Genomic DNA, 19,758 nt, shown 5'->3' on the forward strand with positions numbered 1-19,758 from the left:
TCCTCGGCGAGGTCACGTCAACCGAATGCCGAAATTACTTCACCGAGGCTGGCTATGCCCAACCTAAATTCATCCCGCTCTAGGCTAGGCGCGACCTGGGTGTAGCAAAGCTATCAAGCCGGCGCGAAGACGCGTGCGGCCTTGACGACCTCCTCGACCTGATCCTGGCGAAGCAGGTCGATTGGGACTTGGCCTTCGAGGTCGGCCGAGGGCCGCGTCAGCCACAGCCACGCCAGCCTCGGATTGCTGATCAGGGACAGCACGGCGCGGATGCCCGCCACCGGCCTGCCGTCGACGAACTGCGCCAACGGGAAGACATGTTTGCGGCCGCCCTTGCGCAAGGCGATGACCTCGCCCCGCCTTTGCCAGCGATGCAGGGTCGAGCGGGCGATGCGCAGGTTTTCTTCCAGATAGGTCGATCCGGCCACGCGGCCCGCCCAGTCCTCGATCAGCATCGATTCGAGGTCGTCGGCTCGCGGCGATGAAGAAACAGGTTCATCGGCCGGGGGTGCCGGCGGCAGTCCTGTCGCGCGGCCTATGCCTGCCTCGCTACGGCGCGCGGCCTCCGCCGCCAGCGCGCGAACGAATTTCGAGGCCAGGCCGGGCAGGTCGGCATGGATGGTGTCGATGGCGCGCTGGAGCTTCGGCGACAGCAAGGTGACGGCGGACGCAATGCTGCCGGCGATCTTGCCGACCGAGACCATGGTGGGCTTGTTGATGGCCTCATCATAGTGGGCAAGCGCGCGTTCGACGTCCTCCGCGACCATCTCTGCGAAGTCGTCGTGCTTGATGTCCTGGATCTGAAATTTGTTCATGCATCTGTCTTCCGGACCGCGCTCCTCCCAGCGGCGGGTTGTTGAACTTCTAGAGCGGAAAGCTGAAATCGCGGCAACAGATGCGGCGGCCCGACAGCTTGCTGTCTTGCATTTCTGGACACCCCAATTGGCTATTGGCGCCCCGAAAGGTCAGTCGCAGGGCGCCTCGATTGCGTGTAGGTGCGATGTGTGACAGCCGCGCGACGGTGAGCGCACGTACGGCCAAGCTGCCGATCTCCCCCAAGGAGGGATATCGGCGGCTTGATGGCCGCTACAGCAACCCCGCCTGCTCAGCCTCGCGGCGCAAATTCTGCCGCGGCCTGGGGCCAATCTGCTGGATCACCAATCCGGCCGCCAGTGAGCCAAGGTCGCCGCAGGTCTGCAGGTCGCGGCCTTGGGTGTATCCATGCAGGAAGCCGGCGGCATAGAGATCGCCGGCGCCCGTCGTGTCGACCAGTTCCTTGATCGCTGTCGCCTTGATGACCACGGTCTCGTCGCCGCGCACGATGACGGAGCCTTTCTCCGAGCGGGTCACGGCGGCGATACGGCAATCCTTGCGGATCTGCGCCAGCGCCTCGTCGAACGACGATGTCTGGTAGAGCGACTTGATCTCGTGGCTGTTGGCGAAGACGATGTCGACCGTGCCCGAACGCATGAGGTCGAGGAATTCGTCGCGGTAGCGGTCGACGCAGAACGAATCCGACAAGGTCATCGAGACTTCGCGGCCCGCCGCATGCGCCAGCTTGGCTGTCTGCCGAATTGCTTCCTTGGCGCGCGGCGGATCCCACAGATAGCCTTCGAAATAGGTGACCTTGGCGCCAGATGCCTTGTCGGCCTCGACATCCTCCGGTCCGAGCTCTACGCAGGCGCCGAGATAGGTGTTCATCGAACGCTCGCCATCGGGGGTGACGAAGATCATCGAGCGCGCCGTCGGCGGCTCGCCCTTGAGCGGCCTGGTGTCGAAGGCGACGCCCTGGGCATGGATGTCGTGAGCGTAGATTTCGCCCAGCGTATCGTTCGAGACCTTGCCGAAGAAAGCGGCGCGGCCGCCGAAGCTGGCAACGCCGGCCGCCGTATTGCCGGCGCTGCCGCCGGAGGCTTCGATCGCCGGGCCCATGCGGCTGTAGAGCAGTTCGGCGCGCTTTGTGTCGATGAGGTTCATCGCGCCCTTGATGATGCCGTTGGTTTCGAGGAATTCCTCGTCGCACTGGGCGATGATGTCGACAATGGCATTGCCGATGCAAAGCACGTCATATTTCGGCATCAATGTCTCCGCCAAAAACCCGAGCCGGCTTCTTGCCATGCCGGCCCGGCGCGGGTCTAGCGATTTGAAACCGGTTTGCCTAGGGCGTGATGCGGAACTTTGGCGAAACAAGCCGGAACAGGCCAAACGTGCCGCCGCTGCGAGGCGCTATGACAATTCGACCGTGGCCGAAGCATTTCGTCGCCGCACAGCTTACAAGCCCGGCTCAGCCGATCACATTTTATAGCGAGCCAGCTCATGCCTGTAAAAAACGACATGACGACCGACCTGGTGTTGCTCGCCGTGCTGGCATTGCTCTGGGGCGCCTCCTACACATTCATCAAGATCGGCGTCGAGACCATCCCGCCGGTCACCTTCATTGCCGCCCGCACTTTGATCGCAGGTGGTATTCTGTTCGCGAACATCCACTGGCGCGGGCTTGCAATGCCGGGGGATGCGGCAAGCTGGCGCCGCTTTGCCTTTCAGGCATGCCTCAACAGCGTCGTGCCGTTCACCCTGATCGCCGCCGCCGAACGCTCGGTGGATGCCGGCCTCGCCACCATCCTGAACGCGACCTCGCCGATCTTCACCTTCCTCTTGACCGCGCTCGTCACCCGCCACGAGCCGGTCACGTTGCGCAAACTGATTGGGGTCGGGGCCGGTATTGCCGGCATCTGCCTCATCATCGGCACGCAGGCGCTGGGTGGTCTCGGTCACGAATTGTGGGCGCAGCTTGCTATCGTCGCGGCGACGATCTGCTATGCCGGTGCGGCGATCTTTGGCCGTGGCTTCAAGGGCCTCGACCCCATGCTGCCGGCCGCTGGTTCGATGCTGTGCGGCGCCGTCATTCTGGTGCCGCTCAGCCTTGTGTTCGACCAGCCATGGACGCTGGCGCCGTCGACGGCATCGATCCTGGCGTTGCTCGGCCTGTCGGTGTTTTCCACCGCGCTGGCCTTCGTCATCTATTTCCGCCTCATCCACACGCTGGGCTCGGTCGGCACCACCTCGCAGGCCTACCTGCGCGTGCCCATCGGCGTCGGCATCGGCGCCCTCTTACTCGGCGAAAGCCTGGGTTCGACGGCATGGCTGGGCATGGGTTTCGTCGTCGCCGGCGTTGCTGCCATGACCATACCGGTTCGAAAGCCGGTGTTTGCGCGGTAGAGCAATTCCAGGAAAAGTGTGAAGCGGTTTTCCCGGGAAAAGCGCACGGCGCTTTCCCTTGGGAATTGCGTCAAAACAAAGAACCAGCCCGCTTGTACGCGCGACCTAAGCTGCCTATCTCGGAAGCGTCCGCCGCTCGGCGGTGTCCGCTGACCTGGGGTTGAAGCACGGTGATTTTCGACGCAGCACGCACTGCGGTCCTCGAGCTGCTCTCGCCTCCGTTTCGTGCCGTGTTCGTGAAGACGCTTGGGCTGACCTTGCTGGCGCTGGTGGCCTTGTGGTTCGGCCTGACCAGCCTTGTCGAATGGCTGGCGCTGCCTTGGCTGCAGACGCTGTTGCCCGGTATGCCGTCCTGGGCCGGCTGGCTCGGCGGCATCATCGCCGCCATCGCTCTTGCCTTCGGCATGGCACTGCTCATCGCGCCGGTGACGGCTGTTGTCGCCGGCCTGTTTCTCGACGATATCGCCGCCGTGGTCGAGCATACCGACTATCCCGGCGATCCGCCCGGCCGCGCCATGCCGACGCTGCGCTCGCTGGTGCTGTCGATGCGATTCCTCGGAATCGTCATTCTTGGCAACATCGTCGCCTTGCTGCTTCTGCTGGTGCCGGGCGTCAACATTGCCGCATTCTTCATCGTCAACGGCTATTTGCTCGGACGCGAGTTCTTCGAATTCGCCGCCATGCGCTTTCGCGGGGAAAACGAGGCCAAGGCCTTGCGCAGGCACTATGCCGGCACGGTGTTTCTCGCCGGGATGCTCATCGCTGCCTTCCTCGCCGTGCCGCTGCTCAACCTGGTGACGCCGCTGTTTGCTGCCGCCATGATGGTGCATCTGCACAAGGCAATCAGCGCGCGGGAAGTTGCCCGTCGCGGCTAAGCTCTATTCAGCGTAGGAGGAACCCGCACCCCAGTTCGTCGTCGGGCTCGACGATGAACTCAGCTCGTCCGGAATAGTAGGCGCGGCCGCCGACGCGGGCGATGATCGCCTCGTGCTGGCCAGCCTTCGCCGTCCGCATCACGGATCCGGAAAAGCGCGAGCCGGCGATGCTCTCGAACATGCGCGTCTGCCCGATCGCAATCTCGCCCTTGGCATGCATGGCCGCCAGCCGCGCGGTGACACCGGAGCCGGTCGGCGAGCGGTCGACCTCGGCCTCGGCGAAGACACAGATGTTTTTGGTCACCTCGCCGGAAAAGGCATCCTTTCCGTCGGTCAGGATGGTGCCATAGAGAAAGGCAAGGTCGGCGTGGTCGGGATGCGACAGCGGAAATTCGGCCTTCAGCCTGCCTGTCAGAGCCGTCGCCGCATCGACGAAATCGCGTACCCGGTCGCGGCCGAATTCGAGCCCGAATTGGTGGCAATCGGCCAGCGCGTAGAAGGCTCCGCCATAGGCGATGTCGAAACCAATCGTGCCATGGCCCGCCAACCCTATCGTCTGCCCGCCGGCGAACAGGAAGGCCGGCACGCTTTCGAACGACACCGCACCGGCCTTGCCGTCCATGACCTCGACAGAGGCGACGACCAACCCGCATGGCGCCTCGATGTTGACCGTCGTCACCGGCTCGCGTTTCGTCACCAGTCCTTCGTCGACGGCGTAGCGGCCGAGCGCGACGATGGCGTGGCCGCACATGGTCGAATAGCCCTCATTGTGCATGAACAGCACCGCGAGGTCAGCGCCGGGCAGGTCCGGCTCGACCAGCAAGGCGCCATACATATCGTAGTGGCCGCGCGGCTCGAACATCAGGATTTTCCTGAGATGATCGAGATGGTCGCGCACATAGGCGCGCTTTTCCAGGATCGTGCCTCTGGGGATATTCGGATAGCCGCCAGTGACGATCCTGAGCGGCTCGCCGCCGGTATGCATATCGACGACGGTAAGCGTCATGCCGCGGACCCTATCTAAGCTGAAGACTTGCCAAACAGCGCCTGCAACTTGCCGAACGGCATGGCGGCGCGGGTGAAGCCGAATGTACCATCCTGCTGGATCTCGCGCGCCGCCGTCTCCAGCATGCCATAGGCGAAATTGGTCAGCCACGGCCCGAGCGAAATACGCTTGACTCCGGCCGTGGCGAGATCGGCGATGGTGAAGCCGGGCCTCGCCATGACGTTGACCGGCTTGCCGACCGCCGAGCAGATCGCACGCACCATCTCGACGTCACCGATGCCCGGCGCATAAAGCACGTCGGCGCCGGCCTTTTCGAAGGCCTGAAGCCGCTTGATAGTGTCGTCGAGGTCGGACTTGCCCCACAGGAAATTCTCGGCGCGCGCGGTGAAGACAAAATCGCGCTTCAGCGCCCGCGCTGCCTCCACGGCCGCCGCGACGCGCTCGACAGCGTGCGAGAAATCATAGATCGGTCTGTCCGGGTCGCCGGTGTGGTCCTCGATCGAGCAGCCGGCAAGGCCGGCCGCCTCCGCCGCGAATACGGTTTCGGCGGCACTGGTCGGGCTGTCGCCCTTGCCTTTCTCGAGATCGGCCGAGACCGGCAGGCTGGTCGCCGCCGTCACCTCGCGGCAATGATGGATCATCTGGTCGAAGGTCACGGCGCCGTCCGGCAGGCCGCGCGAAAAGGCAAAGCCGGCGCTGGTCGTCGCCAGCGCGGTGAAGCCGAAAGAAGCCAACAGCTTCGTCGTGCCGATATCCCAGGGATTGGGCATGACGAAGGTCGAGGCATGCAGGTCGCGAAAGATCTTGCCCTTGTCCATGGTAGTTCCCCCTGTGCGGTGTGGCTAAACGGATTTTATCCTGCCTCATTTGGCCGGGCAAACGAATGCGGTTGGGTCAGAAGCGTTTGGCGTTCTCTCCTGCCAATTTGTCCAGCGCGTCGGAATCCTTGGCGTAACGCGATGGCTTCTTGTCCCAGGGATAGGTGACGGAAATCGCGTGAGTTCCAGGCTTGGGCGGGCATCGTCGCAGATTCGCCGCTCAGCGCCGTGGCATCGGTCACGATCACTTTGAAGGCGGCATAAGGCTGGCAGGGCGGATTTCATGCGCGGCCTCGAGTTGGCGGCGCCAAGCTGGCACGGACAATCGAAGCGTACAGCCGCGGGCTGGAGATCAGGTCAGTGGATCGGCACCAGCCCGGCCAGTTCGCGCATGTCGTCGAACAGGATGCCGCCGGCCTGGATCAGGCCATCGCGGTCGGAATAGGGATCGGCATGATAGGAAAACACCCGCATGCCGGCGGCGATGCCGGCCTGCGTGCCGGCGACGCTGTCCTCGATAACGATGCAGTCGGCGGGTGCGAACCCCATCGTCTTGGCCGCATGCAGGAACAGGTCCGGGAACGGTTTGCCGCGCGCGACCATGGTGGAAGAAAACATCGCGTGCTCGAACAGTGGCAACAGCCCGGTCTGGCCGAGCGTGATCTGCATCTTCGACACCCGGGCAGAAGTGGCGACGCAATAGGCGATGCCGGCTGAGCGCACGGTTTCGACAAACTCGCGGACGTAGGGGATCGCCTCGACACCATGGGCAAACAGATCCGGAAGGCCGGCATTCCAGCGATCGACGAAGTCGGCGCCGAGCCTGACGCTGGTCTCCCCTTCGATCTCTTTCTGCACCGACGCCATGCTGCGGCCGGAGAAATGCTTGCGGCAATATTCGAAGCTCGTCGGATAGCCGGCAGCGCTCAGCCATTCGGCGAGGCGCCGATTGGCCAAGTTCTCTGTATCGACCAGAATCCCGTCGCAGTCGAAGATGACAAGTTTAGGAATTCGCATCAGGCGGTGCCGGTCGATCCGAACCCGCCCGAGCCACGCGCCGTGCCGCCGGCCAATGTACGCTCTTCCACGCTTGCCTGCGTCACCGCCGCGAAGACGATCTGGGCGATGCGCATGCCGCGCGTCACCGCGAAATCCTCGTCGCCGAGATTGATCAGCAGCACCTTCACCTCGCCGCGATAGTCGCTGTCGATAGTGCCGGGCGTGTTGAGGACGGTCAATCCATGTTTGAAGGCAAGGCCCGAGCGAGGCCTGACCTGACCTTCCATGCCTTCCGGAATTTCCAGGATCAGCCCAGTCGGCACCAAAGCGCGTTTGCCAGGCAGGATCAGCAGCGGTCGGTCCTCGGGCACCGCGGCGCGCAGATCCATGCCGGCCGCACCTGTGCTTTCATAGGCTGGAAGGGGAAGACCTTCAGCATGCGGCAACCTGACGAAGCCGACGGTGGGACCGATGACGGAGGGAGTTTGGAGGGCTGCGCGCATAAAATCGATCCTATCGGCGCGAACGGCGATTCGGTCAACTCGACTACAGTCCTATCAACGGCTTTCTTTGTGGCGTTACGACGACCTAGCCATCGGAACGACGGTCGTCTCCTTGATCTCTTCCATCACGAAGGAGGCCGACACATCGGACAGCGCCACCTTGGCGATTAGCCGCTGGTAGAGCCGGTCATAGGCCTTCACGTCGGCAACGCGGGCGCGCAAGACATAGTCTAGGTCGCCGGACATCCGGTAGACGCCGATGATCTCGGGAAAGCTTGTCACCGCCGCGCGGAACTTCCGCAGCCACTCCGGGTCGTGGTTGGACGTGCGGATCAGGATGAAGACGGAAAGGCCAAGTCCGAGCTTTTCGGCATCGACCAGGGCCACCCGCCCGGTGATGACGCCATCCTCCTCCAGTCGCTTCACGCGGCGCCAGCAGGCATTGCGCGACAGCGCCACGCGTTCCGACAGTTGGTCGACCGACAGCGTGCCGTCACATTGCAACTCTGCCAGCAATTTCCGGTCGATTTCGTCGATTTCCAACGCCATGCGGGATGTTTGTCCCATGAGATGGCCAAATACAAGGATAATTTGAGACCGATGAACCGGCGAAGCATGTCAGGATACTCATATCAGGAACGTCAAGCGCTGAAGGGGAACCAGAATGTCGATCGCAAGGATTTTCACCTCTCATCCGGCCAAGGTCGGCGAAACCTATTTCGGTCACATGGCGTTTGCCGCTTGGTTCTCGTCGCGTCTGCTGATGGCGGCGGGCGCTGCACTCGTTCACGCTTTCTTGCCATTTCTGTTTGAAACTACGGCCAGCCGAATCGTTCGCGAGCTTTACGAGCGGACGCACAACAGAGGCAAACACCCGATCAAGGAGCCTGCGGCTCTTATGGATCGCGCCTAGAGGACGACAGAAGCGATGTGCCGATGGGCGGCCTATCTCGGTGAAGCGGTCTTTCTTGAAGACATCCTTACCGCGCCCTGCCACTCTCTGATCGCCCAGAGCCATTGCGCCCAGGAAGCAAAGTCGCCGACCAATGGCGACGGCTTTGGTCTTGCCTGGTATGGCGAGCGCCCGGAGCCGGGTCTCTATCGCGATATCCTGCCGGCCTGGTCGGATCCCAATCTGAAGAGCCTGTGCCGGCAGATCAAATCCGGCCTGTTCCTAGCCCATGTGCGCGCCTCCACCGGCGGCGCCACCAGCCGCATGAACTGCCATCCGTTCATCTCCAGCTCCTGGTCGTTCATGCACAACGGCCAGATCGGCGGCTTCGAAAAAATCCGCCGTGCGCTGGAGAACTCGCTGTCCGACGCCGTCTTCGACCAGCGCGAGGGCACCACTGATTCCGAATTGTTTTTCCTGCTGATGATCGATGAAGGGTTGGCCGGCGACCCGCAAGGTGCCGTCTCGCGTGCCACCAGCCGCGTGCTCGACGCTTCGCGCCGCGCCGGTCTCGATCCGTCACTGAAACTCACCGCCGCCTTCTCGGACGGGCAGGAACTTCATGCGGTGCGTTATGCGACCGACGCGCACGCGCCGACGCTCTACACCTCCACCTTACGCAAGGGCAGCGGCCGCTGCATCGTGTCCGAACCGTTTGACCGCGAGGGCGGCGATTGGCAGGCCATTCCGCCATCGAGCTTTGTCACCATGACCAGGGATGGCATGTCTATTCGTCCCTTTGCTCCGGCTGCGGCGAAGCTAGCGCTGGCCGTCTAGTCGCAAATCACGGCGTAGTCGCGGGCATTGGCTGGCAATCACTTTCAGGGGTTTTGCGGCGCGCTGGAATGTCTCAGCCAATGGCGGTCGAAGACATCGAGAATGGCGCGGAACTCGGCTGGCGGGATCTGGTGGACGCCGCCATCGCTGCCTCCCACGAGGAACCGTACGAGTTGCCGGTCGACCTGCTCCGGCTGGTCGATGGATATGCCGAGCGATGCCAAATCCTCCGATATCGACTGGTCGCCCAGCAGGTATCCGCCCCACGACGTTGTCCCGGGCGCCGGATCGCGCAGACGTACCATGAGGATCCTGGTCAATGACGGCAGCGCCTCCGGGCCGATAATAGCGGTTCCGCACATATACCCGCCAAGCACACTTCCCGGCTGCGACTGCGGCAACAGGCTGATGAAGAACTGGGCGTCGCCGCCGGCTTCCTTCAGATGCACGTAAAGGCCGCGCTTGGCTGGCGTGACCGGGCCGCCAAGCACCAACTGGCCGGTCGGCAAGGCTTCGCGATATGTGGCGGTCAAGCCATGCAGGCCAGGTCCTGCCTCGATCGACAGAATGCCCTTGATGATCTGGCCGCGATAGTAAGGCGACCAGGCGCGCGAATAACATGCATAAGCACCGGTCAGCGCGAAGACGACGCTGCGCTCATCATGGCTGGAGGAGGCATCGAATTGAGTGCCGGCGCGGCGTTCGAGCACCGCGCTGTCGACGCCGTGGCGGGCTGCGATGGCGGCGGTGAAGTGCGGCAGGTCGCAGTCGGCGATCCATGAGCCGGGCTGCTCCAGGCCTAGCAGCTTCGTCCAATCGTCATAGACACTGTGCTCGCGCGGCTGGGCGCGACCCTGCAGCCATTTGTCGGCGCGGCCGAGATCGAACGCGGTCTTGGGGTTAACGGCCCGGAACGCGGCCGCCAGATCCTTGCGGGTGACGGTCCCCAACAATGCCGACGTCAACCGCAATTTCTGCGCAATGTGCTGTGCCATACGGCTGCCTCTTGCTGATCGTTGCTCTGCCATAACATGTTGTAGCTATCCTTCCATGATATATTTCCATTAGCTAATATTCCAGGAATTCCAGAGAATTCCACGGTATTCCATACGCGCTGCCTTTTCCGGTCGCGGGTCGGCGCTAAGCTCGCAGAGGGCTAGGGGCATATCATCCGCAAGAACGTGCTGAACGTGGGCTGAGCACGTCCCTTCCTTCGCAGAGCAGTGACACGCTCCAAATCGAGCAACGGGCAACCAAGCTCAAGGAGCCTGCTGGCAACCGAACCGTAATGCCATCTCAACCTGAAGGAACGACCGGATGACCTCGAACGCCTCTTCCAGACTGACGTTCATTGTATTTACCGCTGGCTGTATCGCGTTGGCGCTGCTCTTCCGATACGCGCCGGCCGGTGAATTTCCCTCGAAATATACCAAGGTCGCACCGGTGGCACGCGCCGCAAATCCGACCCGCATCGACGTCGACAATGAGGCGCACGCCATACGCTTCTACATCGATGGCAAGCAGGTCGCCTTGCTCGATCAGTCCGGTTTCAGGCAGTGAGGCGCCAAGCCGTGTGTGGCGGTTTGAATAGATGAGACAAGAATTTGGGCGCGACGCATGGCTGATCCAGACAATGCGGAGCGCTTTGGAACCTGAGAGGAAACAGTCATGAGACTCGTTCTGTCCGCGTTGCTTGTGTTGCTTGCCTTGTCGCAGGTGGCGGAGGCGAAGAAGAAAGTCTTGGTGACGCTGGACAATGCCGCCAAGGCACAGGCGCCTCGGCCGCCGCTCGACAATGCATCGACAGGCGGGATTAGGCCGACAGCGAATCCACAGGCGCCGGCCACCGACGGGCCGCAGTACCCGCCGGCGCTGTATTTCAATTTCCTGTAGGCCGGTTGCTTGCCGATCGACGACCCGTGCGGCGCCGATCTTGAGCCGTCACTGAAACTCACTGCCGCCTTCTCGGACGGGGCAGGCGCTGCACGCGGTTCGCTACGCCGCCACAGAGGGGGCGCCGTAGAGCGCTCAAACGCAGCCGATCCTCAACTGCTCAATTTCGCTTGATATCGCAACGCCATCCGCCATCTTGACCAAGGCGAGCGCGTCAAGCCGGAGCATGAGTTATGGACGGTACCTTTTCCTCAACCGGCGAACTGGCCGCCGCGATACTTGACCGCAAGATTTCCGCCGTCGAAGCGCTCGACGCGCACTTGGCGCAGATCGAAGCGCGCAACGATGCGGTCAACGCCGTCATCTCGCTCGACAGGGAAGGGGCCCGCAGCCGAGCAAAAGATGCCGACGCGGCGCTGGCGCGCGGCGCCGCGCCTGGGCCGCTGCATGGCGTACCATTCACGCTGAAGGACATGCACGAGACATCTGGCATCAAGACCACAGTCGGCTTCCCAGCCTTCGCCGATTATATCGCCAAACAGGACAGCCCCGTCGTCGCGCGATTGAAGGCAGCCGGCGGCGTGCTGATGGCCAAGACCAATGTCCCGACCATGCTGTCTGACTGGCAGTCGAACAATCCGCTGTTTGGCCGCACCAGCAATCCATGGAACCTCGAGCGCACCGCCGGCGGCTCCAGTGGCGGTGCGGCAGCGGCGATTTGCGCAGGGATGACGTCGTTCGACGTCGGCAGCGACATGCAGGATTCAATCCGGCTGCCGGCCGCCTTCTGCGGTGTCTATGGCCTAAAGCCGACGGAGCATCGCGTCTCACTAGCCGGCGCCTTCCCGAACCCAGGCGATGCTGCGCGCAGTGTGCGGCTGATGTCTTGTCTCGGCCCGTTGGCGCGCAGTGTGGAAGACTTGTCGCTGATCTATCAAATCGTTGCCGGTCCTGACGGGTGCGACACCGATCTTGCGCCGGCGCCGGTCGAGGACATGCCAAGCCTCGACCTCAAGACAGTGCGCATTGCCTTCGCGCCGTCCTTTCCCGGGTTTCCGGTGGTCGGCGACATCAGTGCCGCGGTGGAAGACCTCGCAAGGCAGCTGCAAGGCGCCGGCGCCGTCGTTGAAGAAGCAAAACTGCCAGGACTCGATCTGCACGGCGATCTGGAACAGGGCGGCGCTCTGATCGGCATGATGATGGAGGCCGCGCAGCCGGAACCTCGGGAGGACCCGACACCGGTCTCACGCTGGTTCGAGGCGCTCGCCCGCCGTGACAGGTCCATTCTCTCCTGGGACCGGTTTTTTGAAAATTATGACGCGTTGCTCTGCCCGGTCGCTATGACCACGGCCTTCCCGCATTGCGAGCCGGGCACACCCATCGAGATCGACGGCAAAGAGCAGAGCTATTGGATGCTGCCGGCCTATGGCGCCGTCTTCAACTACAGCGGCCACCCAGCGCTTTCGATCCCGTGCGGACAAGACAGTGCCGGCCTGCCGATAGGCCTGCAACTGGTCGGCAAGCGCTGGTCCGAATCGCGCTTGCTCGGCATCGCCAGGGCAATCGAACCCTTGGCTGGCGGCTTTCGCCGCCCGCCTGGCTATTGAGCGAAGCGCGACAATCCATAAGTGCCAAGCAGCGGGTCGCGCTCGCCTTCCAGTATCTCCCGTGCGACGAACAGGCCGACGGCCGGCGCCAGGGTGATGCCCGAATGCATGACCGCGACATAGACACCTTCCATGCCCTCGGCGCGGCCGATGATCGGAAAGCCGTCGATCGGCGTCGGCCGATAGCCGACCGTGTGGAATTCCAATTCCAGCCCGTCGCTGCCGTGCAGCATTGCTTTCAGGGCCGCAAAAAGCCTGCGGGCGGTGCCTTGCGGATCCATGCCCGGGTCGGCACCGCCGAAATCGGAGCCGGCAATGATCCGGCCTTCGGCTGTCTGGCGCATGTGCAGCCGCTCGGCCAGCACCAGGCCGTTGAGCAGCTTTTTGTAGGGCCGTGAGTGGACGATCAGCCCAGGCGGCGTCTCGATCGGCAGTCTGATCCCGGCCGTCGCGGCAATATCCGGTGAGCCGACACCAGCCGCGATCACGACCTCGTCGGCGGCAATCAAGCCACGCGATGTGTCCACGCTAGTAATCCGACCGCCGGTCTGGACCAGCGCCGTAGCGGTGCTGGAGATGGTGCGCGCGCCATGTCGTTCGGCATCGGCCAGCAGCATTTTGGCGGCGGCCACCGGCTCGACGACACCTTCCTCAGCCACATGCAGGGCAAAGTCGGGAAGCTCGGCGAGATTTGGCTCGATGCGCGCCACGCCGGCGCGGTCGACGCGCTCGATGCCGTAGCCCCAGGCGGAATGCTCCGTGGCGTAAGTTTCCATTGCGGCGGCCGGTAGGTCCCAGCACAGGCCGCCGCACCAGCTGAGCGGGAGGCCGGGCAGGTCCTGCGCCAGCCGCGACCACTCGGCCATCGCGCGGGTGCGCAGTTGGAAATACGGCTCCGGGTTGCCCCAACTGGCATTGATCCAGGCGAACGAGTTCGGCGTCGCCGCCCCGCCGGCAGCACTGTCGGCGATAACCGTCACTTGCGCACCCCTCTTGCTCAGATGCCAGGCGATGGAGGCGCCGATGATACCGACGCCGATGACGATCACTTGCTTCGCAGCGCTCATGCTGACTCCCTCTGCCTCGCAATTCCTGACGGACATCCACCCAAGTGCCATCCTGTTTCCCGCTTGCCAACATCGCGCAGCAGGAAATATGCGCAATGCGCTGGCCCGAGGCGCAAGGTGATCAAGTTCCTTATTACGAGGGCGAGCGGCATCCAAGCGATGTCCGTGCCGCCGGAGCGGTCGACAGCCCGGCACTGCGCTGCTAGAAGCCCGGCCTGTCACACGGAAATCCCAGAGAATGCCCGAAGCAATAGAAGAAGAAGTGGCGCGCCGCCGCACCTTCGCGATCATCGCGCACCCCGACGCCGGCAAGACGACGCTCACCGAAAAGCTGCTGCTGTTCGGTGGCGCCATTCAGCTTGCCGGCGAGGTCAAGGCCAAGAAGGACAGGATCCAGACGCGGTCCGACTGGATGAAGATCGAGCGCGAGCGCGGCATTTCGGTCGTCACTTCGGTGATGACCTTCGAGTACGAGAACACCGTCTTCAACCTGCTGGACACGCCCGGCCACGAGGATTTCGCCGACGACACTTACCGCACGCTGTCGGCGGTGGACTCGGCCGTCATGGTCATCGACGCCGCCAAGGGCATCGAGCCGCGCACGCTGAAACTGTTCGAGGTCTGCCGGCTGCGTGACATCCCGATCATCACCTTCGTCAACAAGATGGACCGCGAAAGTCGCGACCCGTTCGAGATTCTCGACGAGATCGAGCAGAAGCTGGCACTGGATACCGCGCCCATCACGTGGCCGATTGGTCGGGGAAGAACCTTTTCCGGCACCTATCATCTGGCGCTGAACGCGGTGCGCAAGGGCGACGACGAGAAGGAACGCACACCGGTCCACGGTCCCGATTCCAACCGCGTTGCCGGGCTGCTGCCGGAAAACGAGCGCGAGGCCTTTATCGAGGAGCTGGAGCTCGCGCGGGAGGCTTGCCGACCTCTTGATATTGACGCCTTTCGCGAGGGTCATCTGACGCCGGTCTATTTCGGCTCGGCGCTGCGCAATTATGGCGTCCGCGACCTGATCGAGGCGCTTGGCGCGTTTGGGCCGCCGCCGCGCGCGCAGGAGGCCGACACCCGCAAGGTCGAGGCGACCGAAGAGAAGATGACGTCCTTCGTCTTCAAGATCCAGGCTAATATGGACCCCAACCACCGCGACCGTATCGCCTTCGTCCGCGTCTGCTCGGGCAAGCTCGAGCGCGGCATGAAGGCCAGGCTGGTGCGCACGGGAAAACCGATGTCGCTGTCGGCACCGCAATTCTTCTTTGCCCGCACCCGCGTCACTGCCGACGAGGCCTTCGCCGGCGACGTCGTCGGCATTCCCAACCACGGCACGCTACGCATTGGCGACACGCTGACCGAGGGCGAGGAGATCCTGTTCCGCGGCGTGCCGAATTTCGCGCCCGAAATCCTGCGTCGTGTCCGCCTCGGCGATGCGATGAAGGCCAAGAAGCTCAAGGAGGCGCTGCAGCAGATGGCCGAGGAAGGCGTCGTGCAGCTGTTTTCACCCGAGGATGGTTCACCAGCGATAGTCGGCGTCGTCGGCGCGCTGCAGCTCGACGTGCTGAAGGAACGGCTGAACTTCGAATACACACTGCCCGTCGAATTCGAGATGTCGCGCTTTTCCGTCTGCCGCTGGATCTCGGCCGACGACAAGGCCGAGGTACACCGCTTCATCGAGGGGCATCGCGGCGACATCGCCCGCGACCTCGACAATGATCCGGTGTTTCTGGCCCAGCACGCCTTTTCGCTGAACTACGAAGCCGAGCGCTGGAAGGCGATCCGCTTCGCTACGATCAAGGATTATCAGGTTCGCGACAGAGCGGCGTAGGCGCCAGTTTTTCCTTCTCCCCGTTCACGGGGAGAAGGTGCCCGAAGGGCGGATGAGGGGCAGCGTCGACCTGGGTCTAATAGATTCCAACGTTCCCCGCCCGTCGCAGGCTCCAGGCGTTCGAAGCTCGAAAAGCCAAGCAATTGGCTTTCCGTCCGCTACGCGGACCGCTTCTCACCCTTTCGCCGCTTCCTCGATCTTGGCGACGTCGATCTTGCTCATCTGCATCATCGCGGACATCACGCGGCCGGCCTTGGCCCGGTCCGGATCCAGGAGCAGGTGCGGCAGCTGCTCCGGCACAACCTGCCAGGAGACGCCGAATTTATCCTTCAGCCAGCTGCATTGCGACGGTTGGCCGCCACCTTCGATGAGCTTGTCCCAGAAGTAATCTACCTCTTCCTGCGTCTTGCAGTCGATCGACTGCGACATCGCTTCGGTGTGCTTGAACTGCGGTCCACCATTGAGCGCCTGGAACTGCACGCCGTCGAGCTCGAACGTGGTCACCAACACCTTGCCTTCATCGGCGTGGCCTTCGGGCCAACGCATCACGCTCAGCACCTTCGAACTCTTGAAGATGGAGACGTAGAAATTCATGGCCTCTTCGGCCTGGCCGTCGAACCACAGGCAGGTGGTGATCTTTTGCATGTCGTGCTCCTCGGGTGTTTTGGTTGCGGTTACGGCGAAACGGCTGACTCCGGGAATGGTGCTGCCATTTCCATACCGTTTGCCTAAGGACGGCCGTGCGGCACGCAATCCGACAACAGGGTGCAATTTTTTTGGAAGATCTGATTTTTGAGGGGAATCTGGCGCATTGCAAAATTGTGGCCAGACCATGTTTGCGCGTCTATAACGCCTGCGGTCCGAATTCAGCGCCGCCGCGCCATATCTTCGGCTGCGGCCAGCCACCAAGGAAAAAACATGCCTGCCTATCGCTCCCGCACCACCACTCATGGCCGCAACATGGCCGGCGCCCGCGGTCTGTGGCGCGCCACAGGCATGAAGGACAGCGACTTCGGCAAGCCGATTGTCGCCGTCGTCAACTCCTTCACTCAGTTCGTGCCCGGCCATGTCCATTTGAAGGACCTCGGCCAGCTGGTCGCGCGCGAGATCGAGAAGGCCGGCGGTGTCGCTAAGGAATTCAACACCATCGCCGTCGATGACGGCATCGCCATGGGCCACGACGGCATGCTCTATTCGCTGCCGTCGCGCGAGTTGATCGCCGATTCCGTCGAATACATGGTCAATGCGCATTGCGCCGATGCCATGGTCTGCATCTCCAATTGCGACAAGATCACCCCCGGCATGCTGATGGCCTCGTTGCGCCTCAACATCCCGACCGTCTTCGTTTCCGGCGGGCCGATGGAAGCCGGCAAGGTGGTGCTGGCCGGCAAGACGCAGGCGCTCGATCTGGTCGACGCAATGGTGGCGGCCGCCGACGACAAGATCTCCGACGAAGACGTCAAGGTCATCGAGCGCTCGGCCTGCCCGACCTGCGGCTCCTGCTCGGGCATGTTCACCGCCAATTCGATGAATTGTTTGACCGAGGCGCTGGGTCTTTCGCTGCCCGGCAACGGTTCGACGCTTGCCACGCATGCCGACCGCAAGCGCCTGTTCGTCGAGGCAGGTCACCTGATCGTCGATCTCGCGCAGCGCTACTACGAGCAGGATGATGAGACTGCTCTACCGCGCAACATCGCCTCGAAGGGCGCCTTCGAGAACGCCATGACGCTCGATATCGCCATGGGCGGCTCGACCAACACCGTGCTGCACATCCTCGCCGCCGCGCATGAGGGTGAGATCGACTTCGATCAGGATGACATCGACGCGCTGTCCCGCAAGGTGCCGGTGCTGTGCAAGGTGGCTCCCGCCAAGGCGGACATCCATATGGAAGACGTCCACCGCGCCGGCGGCATCATGGCCATCCTCGGCCAGCTCGACAATGCCGGCTTGATCAACCGCGACCCGCCGACAGTTCATACGTCAACGCTCGGTGAAGCACTCGACCATTGGGATATTTCCCGTACGACCAGCCAGAGCGTGCGCGATTTCTTCCTCGCCGCCCCTGGCGGCGTGCCGACGCAGGTCGCTTTCAGCCAGGACCGCCGCTGGGACGAGCTCGATCTCGACCGCGAAAAGGGTGCTATCCGCTCGGCGCAACATCCCTTTTCCAAGGATGGCGGCCTCGCCGTTCTGAAAGGCAATCTGGCGCTCGACGGCTGCATAGTGAAGACGGCCGGCGTCGACGAATCGATCCTGAAGTTCACCGGCCCGGCCCGCGTGTTCGAAAGCCAGGATTCGAGCGTCAAGGCGATCCTGTCCAACGAGATCAAGGCCGGCGATGTCGTCGTCATCCGCTATGAGGGACCGCGCGGCGGCCCCGGCATGCAGGAGATGCTCTACCCGACCAGCTATTTGAAGTCGAAGGGGCTCGGCAAGGCCTGCGCCCTGGTCACCGATGGGCGCTTCTCCGGCGGCACGTCGGGCCTGTCGATCGGCCATGCGTCGCCGGAAGCCGCCGAAGGCGGCCTGATCGGCTTGGTGCGGGAAGGCGATACGATCGAGATCGACATCCCCAACCGCAGCATCCGCCTTGCCGTTAGCGACGCTGAAATCGCTGCCCGCCGGGCTGCGATGGAAGCAAAGGGCGCCTTGGCCTGGAAGCCCGAGGAAAAGCGCAAGCGCAAGGTGACGACCGCCTTGCGCGCCTATGCCGCGATGGCCACCAGCGCGGCCAAGGGCGCGATAAGGTTCGTGCCGGAGTAGGGAGTTTTTCCTTCTCCACAAGGGAGAAGGAGGAGCCGCGCTGGATGATTCTTCAAGCGGGATGGCGACATGGATTTCGACCTTATCGTACGCGGCGGCACGCTGCCTGATGGCAGGGTTGCCGACATTGGCATCTCCGGTGAGACCATCGCGGCGACCGAGCCCGCTCTGCGTGGTTCCGCGCAAACCGAGATCGACGCCCGAGGCAACCTGGTCTCCGCGCCCTTCGTCGATCCGCATTTCCACATGGACGCAACGCTCTCTTACGGCATTCCGCGCATCAATGCTTCGGGCACGCTGCTCGAAGGCATTTCACTATGGGGCGAGTTGAAGCCGCTTTTGACGCATGAGGCGGTGCGCGACCGCGCGCTGGCCTATTGCGACTGGGCGGTGTCGATGGGTCTGCTCGCCATCCGCACCCATGTCGACGTCTGCGACGACAGGCTACTGGCGGTCGAGGCCCTCCTCGACGTCAAGAAGACGGTGGCGCCTTATATCGATCTGCAACTGGTCGCCTTCCCGCAGGAAGGGTTTTATCGCTCGCCATCGGCACGGGAGAACACCATCCGCTCGCTGGACATGGGCGTCGACATTGTCGGAGGCATCCCGCATTTCGAGCGCACCATGGCCGACGGCACGCGCTCGGTAACGGAGCTGTGCGAGATTGCGGCCAGGCGAGGCCTGATGGTCGACTTGCATTGCGACGAGACTGACGACCCGCTGTCGCGTCACATCGAACAGCTTGCCTATGAGACGCAGCGCCTTGGTCTTCACGGCCGGGTGGTCGGATCGCACCTCACCTCGATGCATTCGATGGACAATTACTATGTCTCGAAGCTGCTGCCGCTGATCGCCGAGGCAGGCGTCTCGGTCATTCCCAATCCACTGATCAACATCATGCTGCAGGGCCGCCATGACACCTTCCCCAAGCGCCGAGGGCTGACCCGGGTCAGGGAGATGCTGGCGCTCGGCATTCGCGTCGGCTGGGGCCAGGATTGCGTGCTCGATCCCTGGTATTCTCTGGGCACCGCTGACATGCTCGACGTCGCCTTCATGGGTCTGCATGTCGCCCAGATGTCGAGCCCGGCCGACATGGCGCGTTGCTTCGACATGGTCACGAATGTCAACGCGTCGATCATGGGACTCGATCATCTCGGCCTGGCGGTAGGCAAGCGCGCCAGCCTCGTCATCCTCGACGCCGGCAATCCGGTCGAGGCCCTGCGCCTGCGCGCCGAGCGCCTGTGCGTCATCGCCAGGGGCAAAGTGGTGGCGCAGCGGACGAAGCAGGAGACCCGGCTTTCGATCGATGGGCGGCCGGGGATGGTGAACCGGCGGCACATATCCAGCTAGAGCGGGTCACCGTTTCGCGGAAACGGCGAACCACTGCTAGCTCTTTGTTTTTGACGCAATTCCGGACAGAAAACCGTTTCACACTTTTCCTGGAATTG

20 protein-coding genes are annotated in these 19,758 nt (G+C 63.0%); 10 read left to right on the forward strand and 10 right to left on the reverse strand.

The window, feature by feature from the left end; genetic code table 11:
• Nucleotides 1–113: 113 nt before the first annotated feature.
• The gene (locus NKH57_RS27135; RefSeq protein WP_352948923.1) at nucleotides 114–815 is read right to left on the reverse strand and encodes an antitoxin Xre/MbcA/ParS-like domain-containing protein; all 702 of its coding nucleotides are present in this window, start codon (nucleotides 813–815) and stop codon (nucleotides 114–116) included.
• A 271-nt stretch (nucleotides 816–1,086) separates the two neighbouring features.
• On the reverse strand, nucleotides 1,087–2,079 hold the full coding sequence (locus tag NKH57_RS27140) for an adenosine kinase (protein ID WP_352603951.1): 993 nt from the start codon (nucleotides 2,077–2,079) through the stop codon (nucleotides 1,087–1,089).
• A gap of 237 nt (nucleotides 2,080–2,316) precedes the next feature.
• Between NKH57_RS27140 and NKH57_RS27145 the strand changes: the two genes are divergently transcribed.
• Both NKH57_RS27145 and NKH57_RS27150 read left to right on the forward strand, forming a co-directional pair.
• Nucleotides 2,317–3,219 carry a DMT family transporter gene (locus NKH57_RS27145; protein ID WP_352948926.1) on the forward strand — a complete coding sequence of 301 codons (903 nt, stop codon included), beginning with the start codon at nucleotides 2,317–2,319 and terminating at the stop codon, nucleotides 3,217–3,219.
• 170 nt (nucleotides 3,220–3,389) lie between these two features.
• A complete protein-coding gene (locus NKH57_RS27150; RefSeq protein ID WP_352948928.1) occupies nucleotides 3,390–4,094 on the forward strand; it encodes a sulfate transporter family protein in 705 nt (234 codons plus the stop codon).
• 7 nt (nucleotides 4,095–4,101) lie between these two features.
• Here NKH57_RS27150 and NKH57_RS27155 read toward each other — a convergent pair whose 3' ends face one another.
• The 5 genes from NKH57_RS27155 to NKH57_RS27175 all read right to left on the reverse strand — a co-directional run bounded on the left by NKH57_RS27155 (nucleotide 4,102) and on the right by NKH57_RS27175 (nucleotide 7,969).
• Nucleotides 4,102–5,100 (reverse strand): proline racemase family protein, encoded by a 999-nt coding sequence (locus tag NKH57_RS27155; RefSeq protein ID WP_352948931.1) that lies wholly within the window; start codon nucleotides 5,098–5,100, stop codon nucleotides 4,102–4,104.
• 14 nt (nucleotides 5,101–5,114) lie between these two features.
• A complete protein-coding gene (locus NKH57_RS27160; protein WP_352732805.1) occupies nucleotides 5,115–5,918 on the reverse strand; it encodes an isocitrate lyase/PEP mutase family protein in 804 nt (267 codons plus the stop codon).
• A 357-nt stretch (nucleotides 5,919–6,275) separates the two neighbouring features.
• A complete protein-coding gene (locus NKH57_RS27165) occupies nucleotides 6,276–6,935 on the reverse strand; it encodes an HAD family hydrolase (protein ID WP_352948933.1) in 660 nt (219 codons plus the stop codon).
• Nucleotides 6,935–7,420, reverse strand: coding sequence for a dUTP diphosphatase (gene dut, locus NKH57_RS27170; protein ID WP_352948936.1), 486 nt, complete (start codon nucleotides 7,418–7,420; stop codon nucleotides 6,935–6,937). The genes NKH57_RS27165 and dut overlap by 1 nt, the downstream gene beginning before the upstream one ends.
• 75 nt (nucleotides 7,421–7,495) lie before the next feature.
• Nucleotides 7,496–7,969, reverse strand: coding sequence for an Lrp/AsnC family transcriptional regulator (locus tag NKH57_RS27175; RefSeq protein ID WP_352603967.1), 474 nt, complete (start codon nucleotides 7,967–7,969; stop codon nucleotides 7,496–7,498).
• A gap of 115 nt (nucleotides 7,970–8,084) precedes the next feature.
• Between NKH57_RS27175 and NKH57_RS27180 the strand changes: the two genes are divergently transcribed.
• Complete coding sequence (locus tag NKH57_RS27180; protein WP_352948938.1) at nucleotides 8,085–8,333, forward strand: DUF6356 family protein; 249 nt, start codon at nucleotides 8,085–8,087, stop codon at nucleotides 8,331–8,333.
• Between the two features lie 15 nt (nucleotides 8,334–8,348).
• Nucleotides 8,349–9,149 carry a class II glutamine amidotransferase gene (locus NKH57_RS27185; RefSeq protein ID WP_352948940.1) on the forward strand — a complete coding sequence of 267 codons (801 nt, stop codon included), beginning with the start codon at nucleotides 8,349–8,351 and terminating at the stop codon, nucleotides 9,147–9,149.
• 44 nt (nucleotides 9,150–9,193) lie between these two features.
• On the opposite strand, the gene NKH57_RS27190 is transcribed toward NKH57_RS27185, so the two are convergent.
• Entirely contained in the window at nucleotides 9,194–10,144 is a 951-nt protein-coding gene (locus NKH57_RS27190; RefSeq protein WP_352948943.1) for a hypothetical protein, read from the reverse strand.
• Nucleotides 10,145–10,466: 322 nt separating this feature from the next.
• Here NKH57_RS27190 and NKH57_RS27195 point away from each other — a divergent pair, with 322 nt between their 5' ends.
• The 3 genes from NKH57_RS27195 to NKH57_RS27205 all read left to right on the forward strand — a co-directional run bounded on the left by NKH57_RS27195 (nucleotide 10,467) and on the right by NKH57_RS27205 (nucleotide 12,649).
• A complete protein-coding gene (locus tag NKH57_RS27195; protein ID WP_352948945.1) occupies nucleotides 10,467–10,709 on the forward strand; it encodes a hypothetical protein in 243 nt (80 codons plus the stop codon).
• Nucleotides 10,710–10,817: 108 nt separating this feature from the next.
• A complete protein-coding gene (locus NKH57_RS27200) occupies nucleotides 10,818–11,042 on the forward strand; it encodes a hypothetical protein (RefSeq protein ID WP_352948948.1) in 225 nt (74 codons plus the stop codon).
• 233 nt (nucleotides 11,043–11,275) lie between these two features.
• A complete protein-coding gene (locus NKH57_RS27205; RefSeq protein WP_352948950.1) occupies nucleotides 11,276–12,649 on the forward strand; it encodes an amidase in 1,374 nt (457 codons plus the stop codon).
• Here the strand turns inward: NKH57_RS27205 and NKH57_RS27210 are convergent.
• Nucleotides 12,643–13,716, reverse strand: coding sequence for an NAD(P)/FAD-dependent oxidoreductase (locus NKH57_RS27210; protein WP_352948953.1), 1,074 nt, complete (start codon nucleotides 13,714–13,716; stop codon nucleotides 12,643–12,645). The genes NKH57_RS27205 and NKH57_RS27210 overlap by 7 nt on opposite strands.
• Before the next feature lie 238 nt (nucleotides 13,717–13,954).
• Between NKH57_RS27210 and NKH57_RS27215 the strand changes: the two genes are divergently transcribed.
• Complete coding sequence (locus NKH57_RS27215; protein ID WP_352948955.1) at nucleotides 13,955–15,547, forward strand: peptide chain release factor 3; 1,593 nt, start codon at nucleotides 13,955–13,957, stop codon at nucleotides 15,545–15,547.
• A gap of 174 nt (nucleotides 15,548–15,721) precedes the next feature.
• Here the strand turns inward: NKH57_RS27215 and NKH57_RS27220 are convergent, their stop codons facing one another.
• Entirely contained in the window at nucleotides 15,722–16,192 is a 471-nt protein-coding gene (locus NKH57_RS27220; protein WP_352603983.1) for a VOC family protein, read from the reverse strand.
• A 273-nt stretch (nucleotides 16,193–16,465) separates the two neighbouring features.
• Between NKH57_RS27220 and ilvD the strand changes: the two genes are divergently transcribed.
• Together ilvD and NKH57_RS27230 are read left to right on the forward strand one after the other, a co-directional pair.
• Nucleotides 16,466–18,310 carry a dihydroxy-acid dehydratase gene (gene ilvD, locus NKH57_RS27225; RefSeq protein WP_352948958.1) on the forward strand — a complete coding sequence of 615 codons (1,845 nt, stop codon included), beginning with the start codon at nucleotides 16,466–16,468 and terminating at the stop codon, nucleotides 18,308–18,310.
• A gap of 69 nt (nucleotides 18,311–18,379) precedes the next feature.
• Complete coding sequence (locus tag NKH57_RS27230) at nucleotides 18,380–19,660, forward strand: amidohydrolase family protein (RefSeq protein WP_352948960.1); 1,281 nt, start codon at nucleotides 18,380–18,382, stop codon at nucleotides 19,658–19,660.
• The last annotated feature ends 98 nt before the right edge of the window (nucleotides 19,661–19,758 follow it).

This window comes from Mesorhizobium sp. M1050, from assembly GCF_040318715.1.
Classification (GTDB): Bacteria; Pseudomonadota; Alphaproteobacteria; order Rhizobiales; family Rhizobiaceae; genus Mesorhizobium.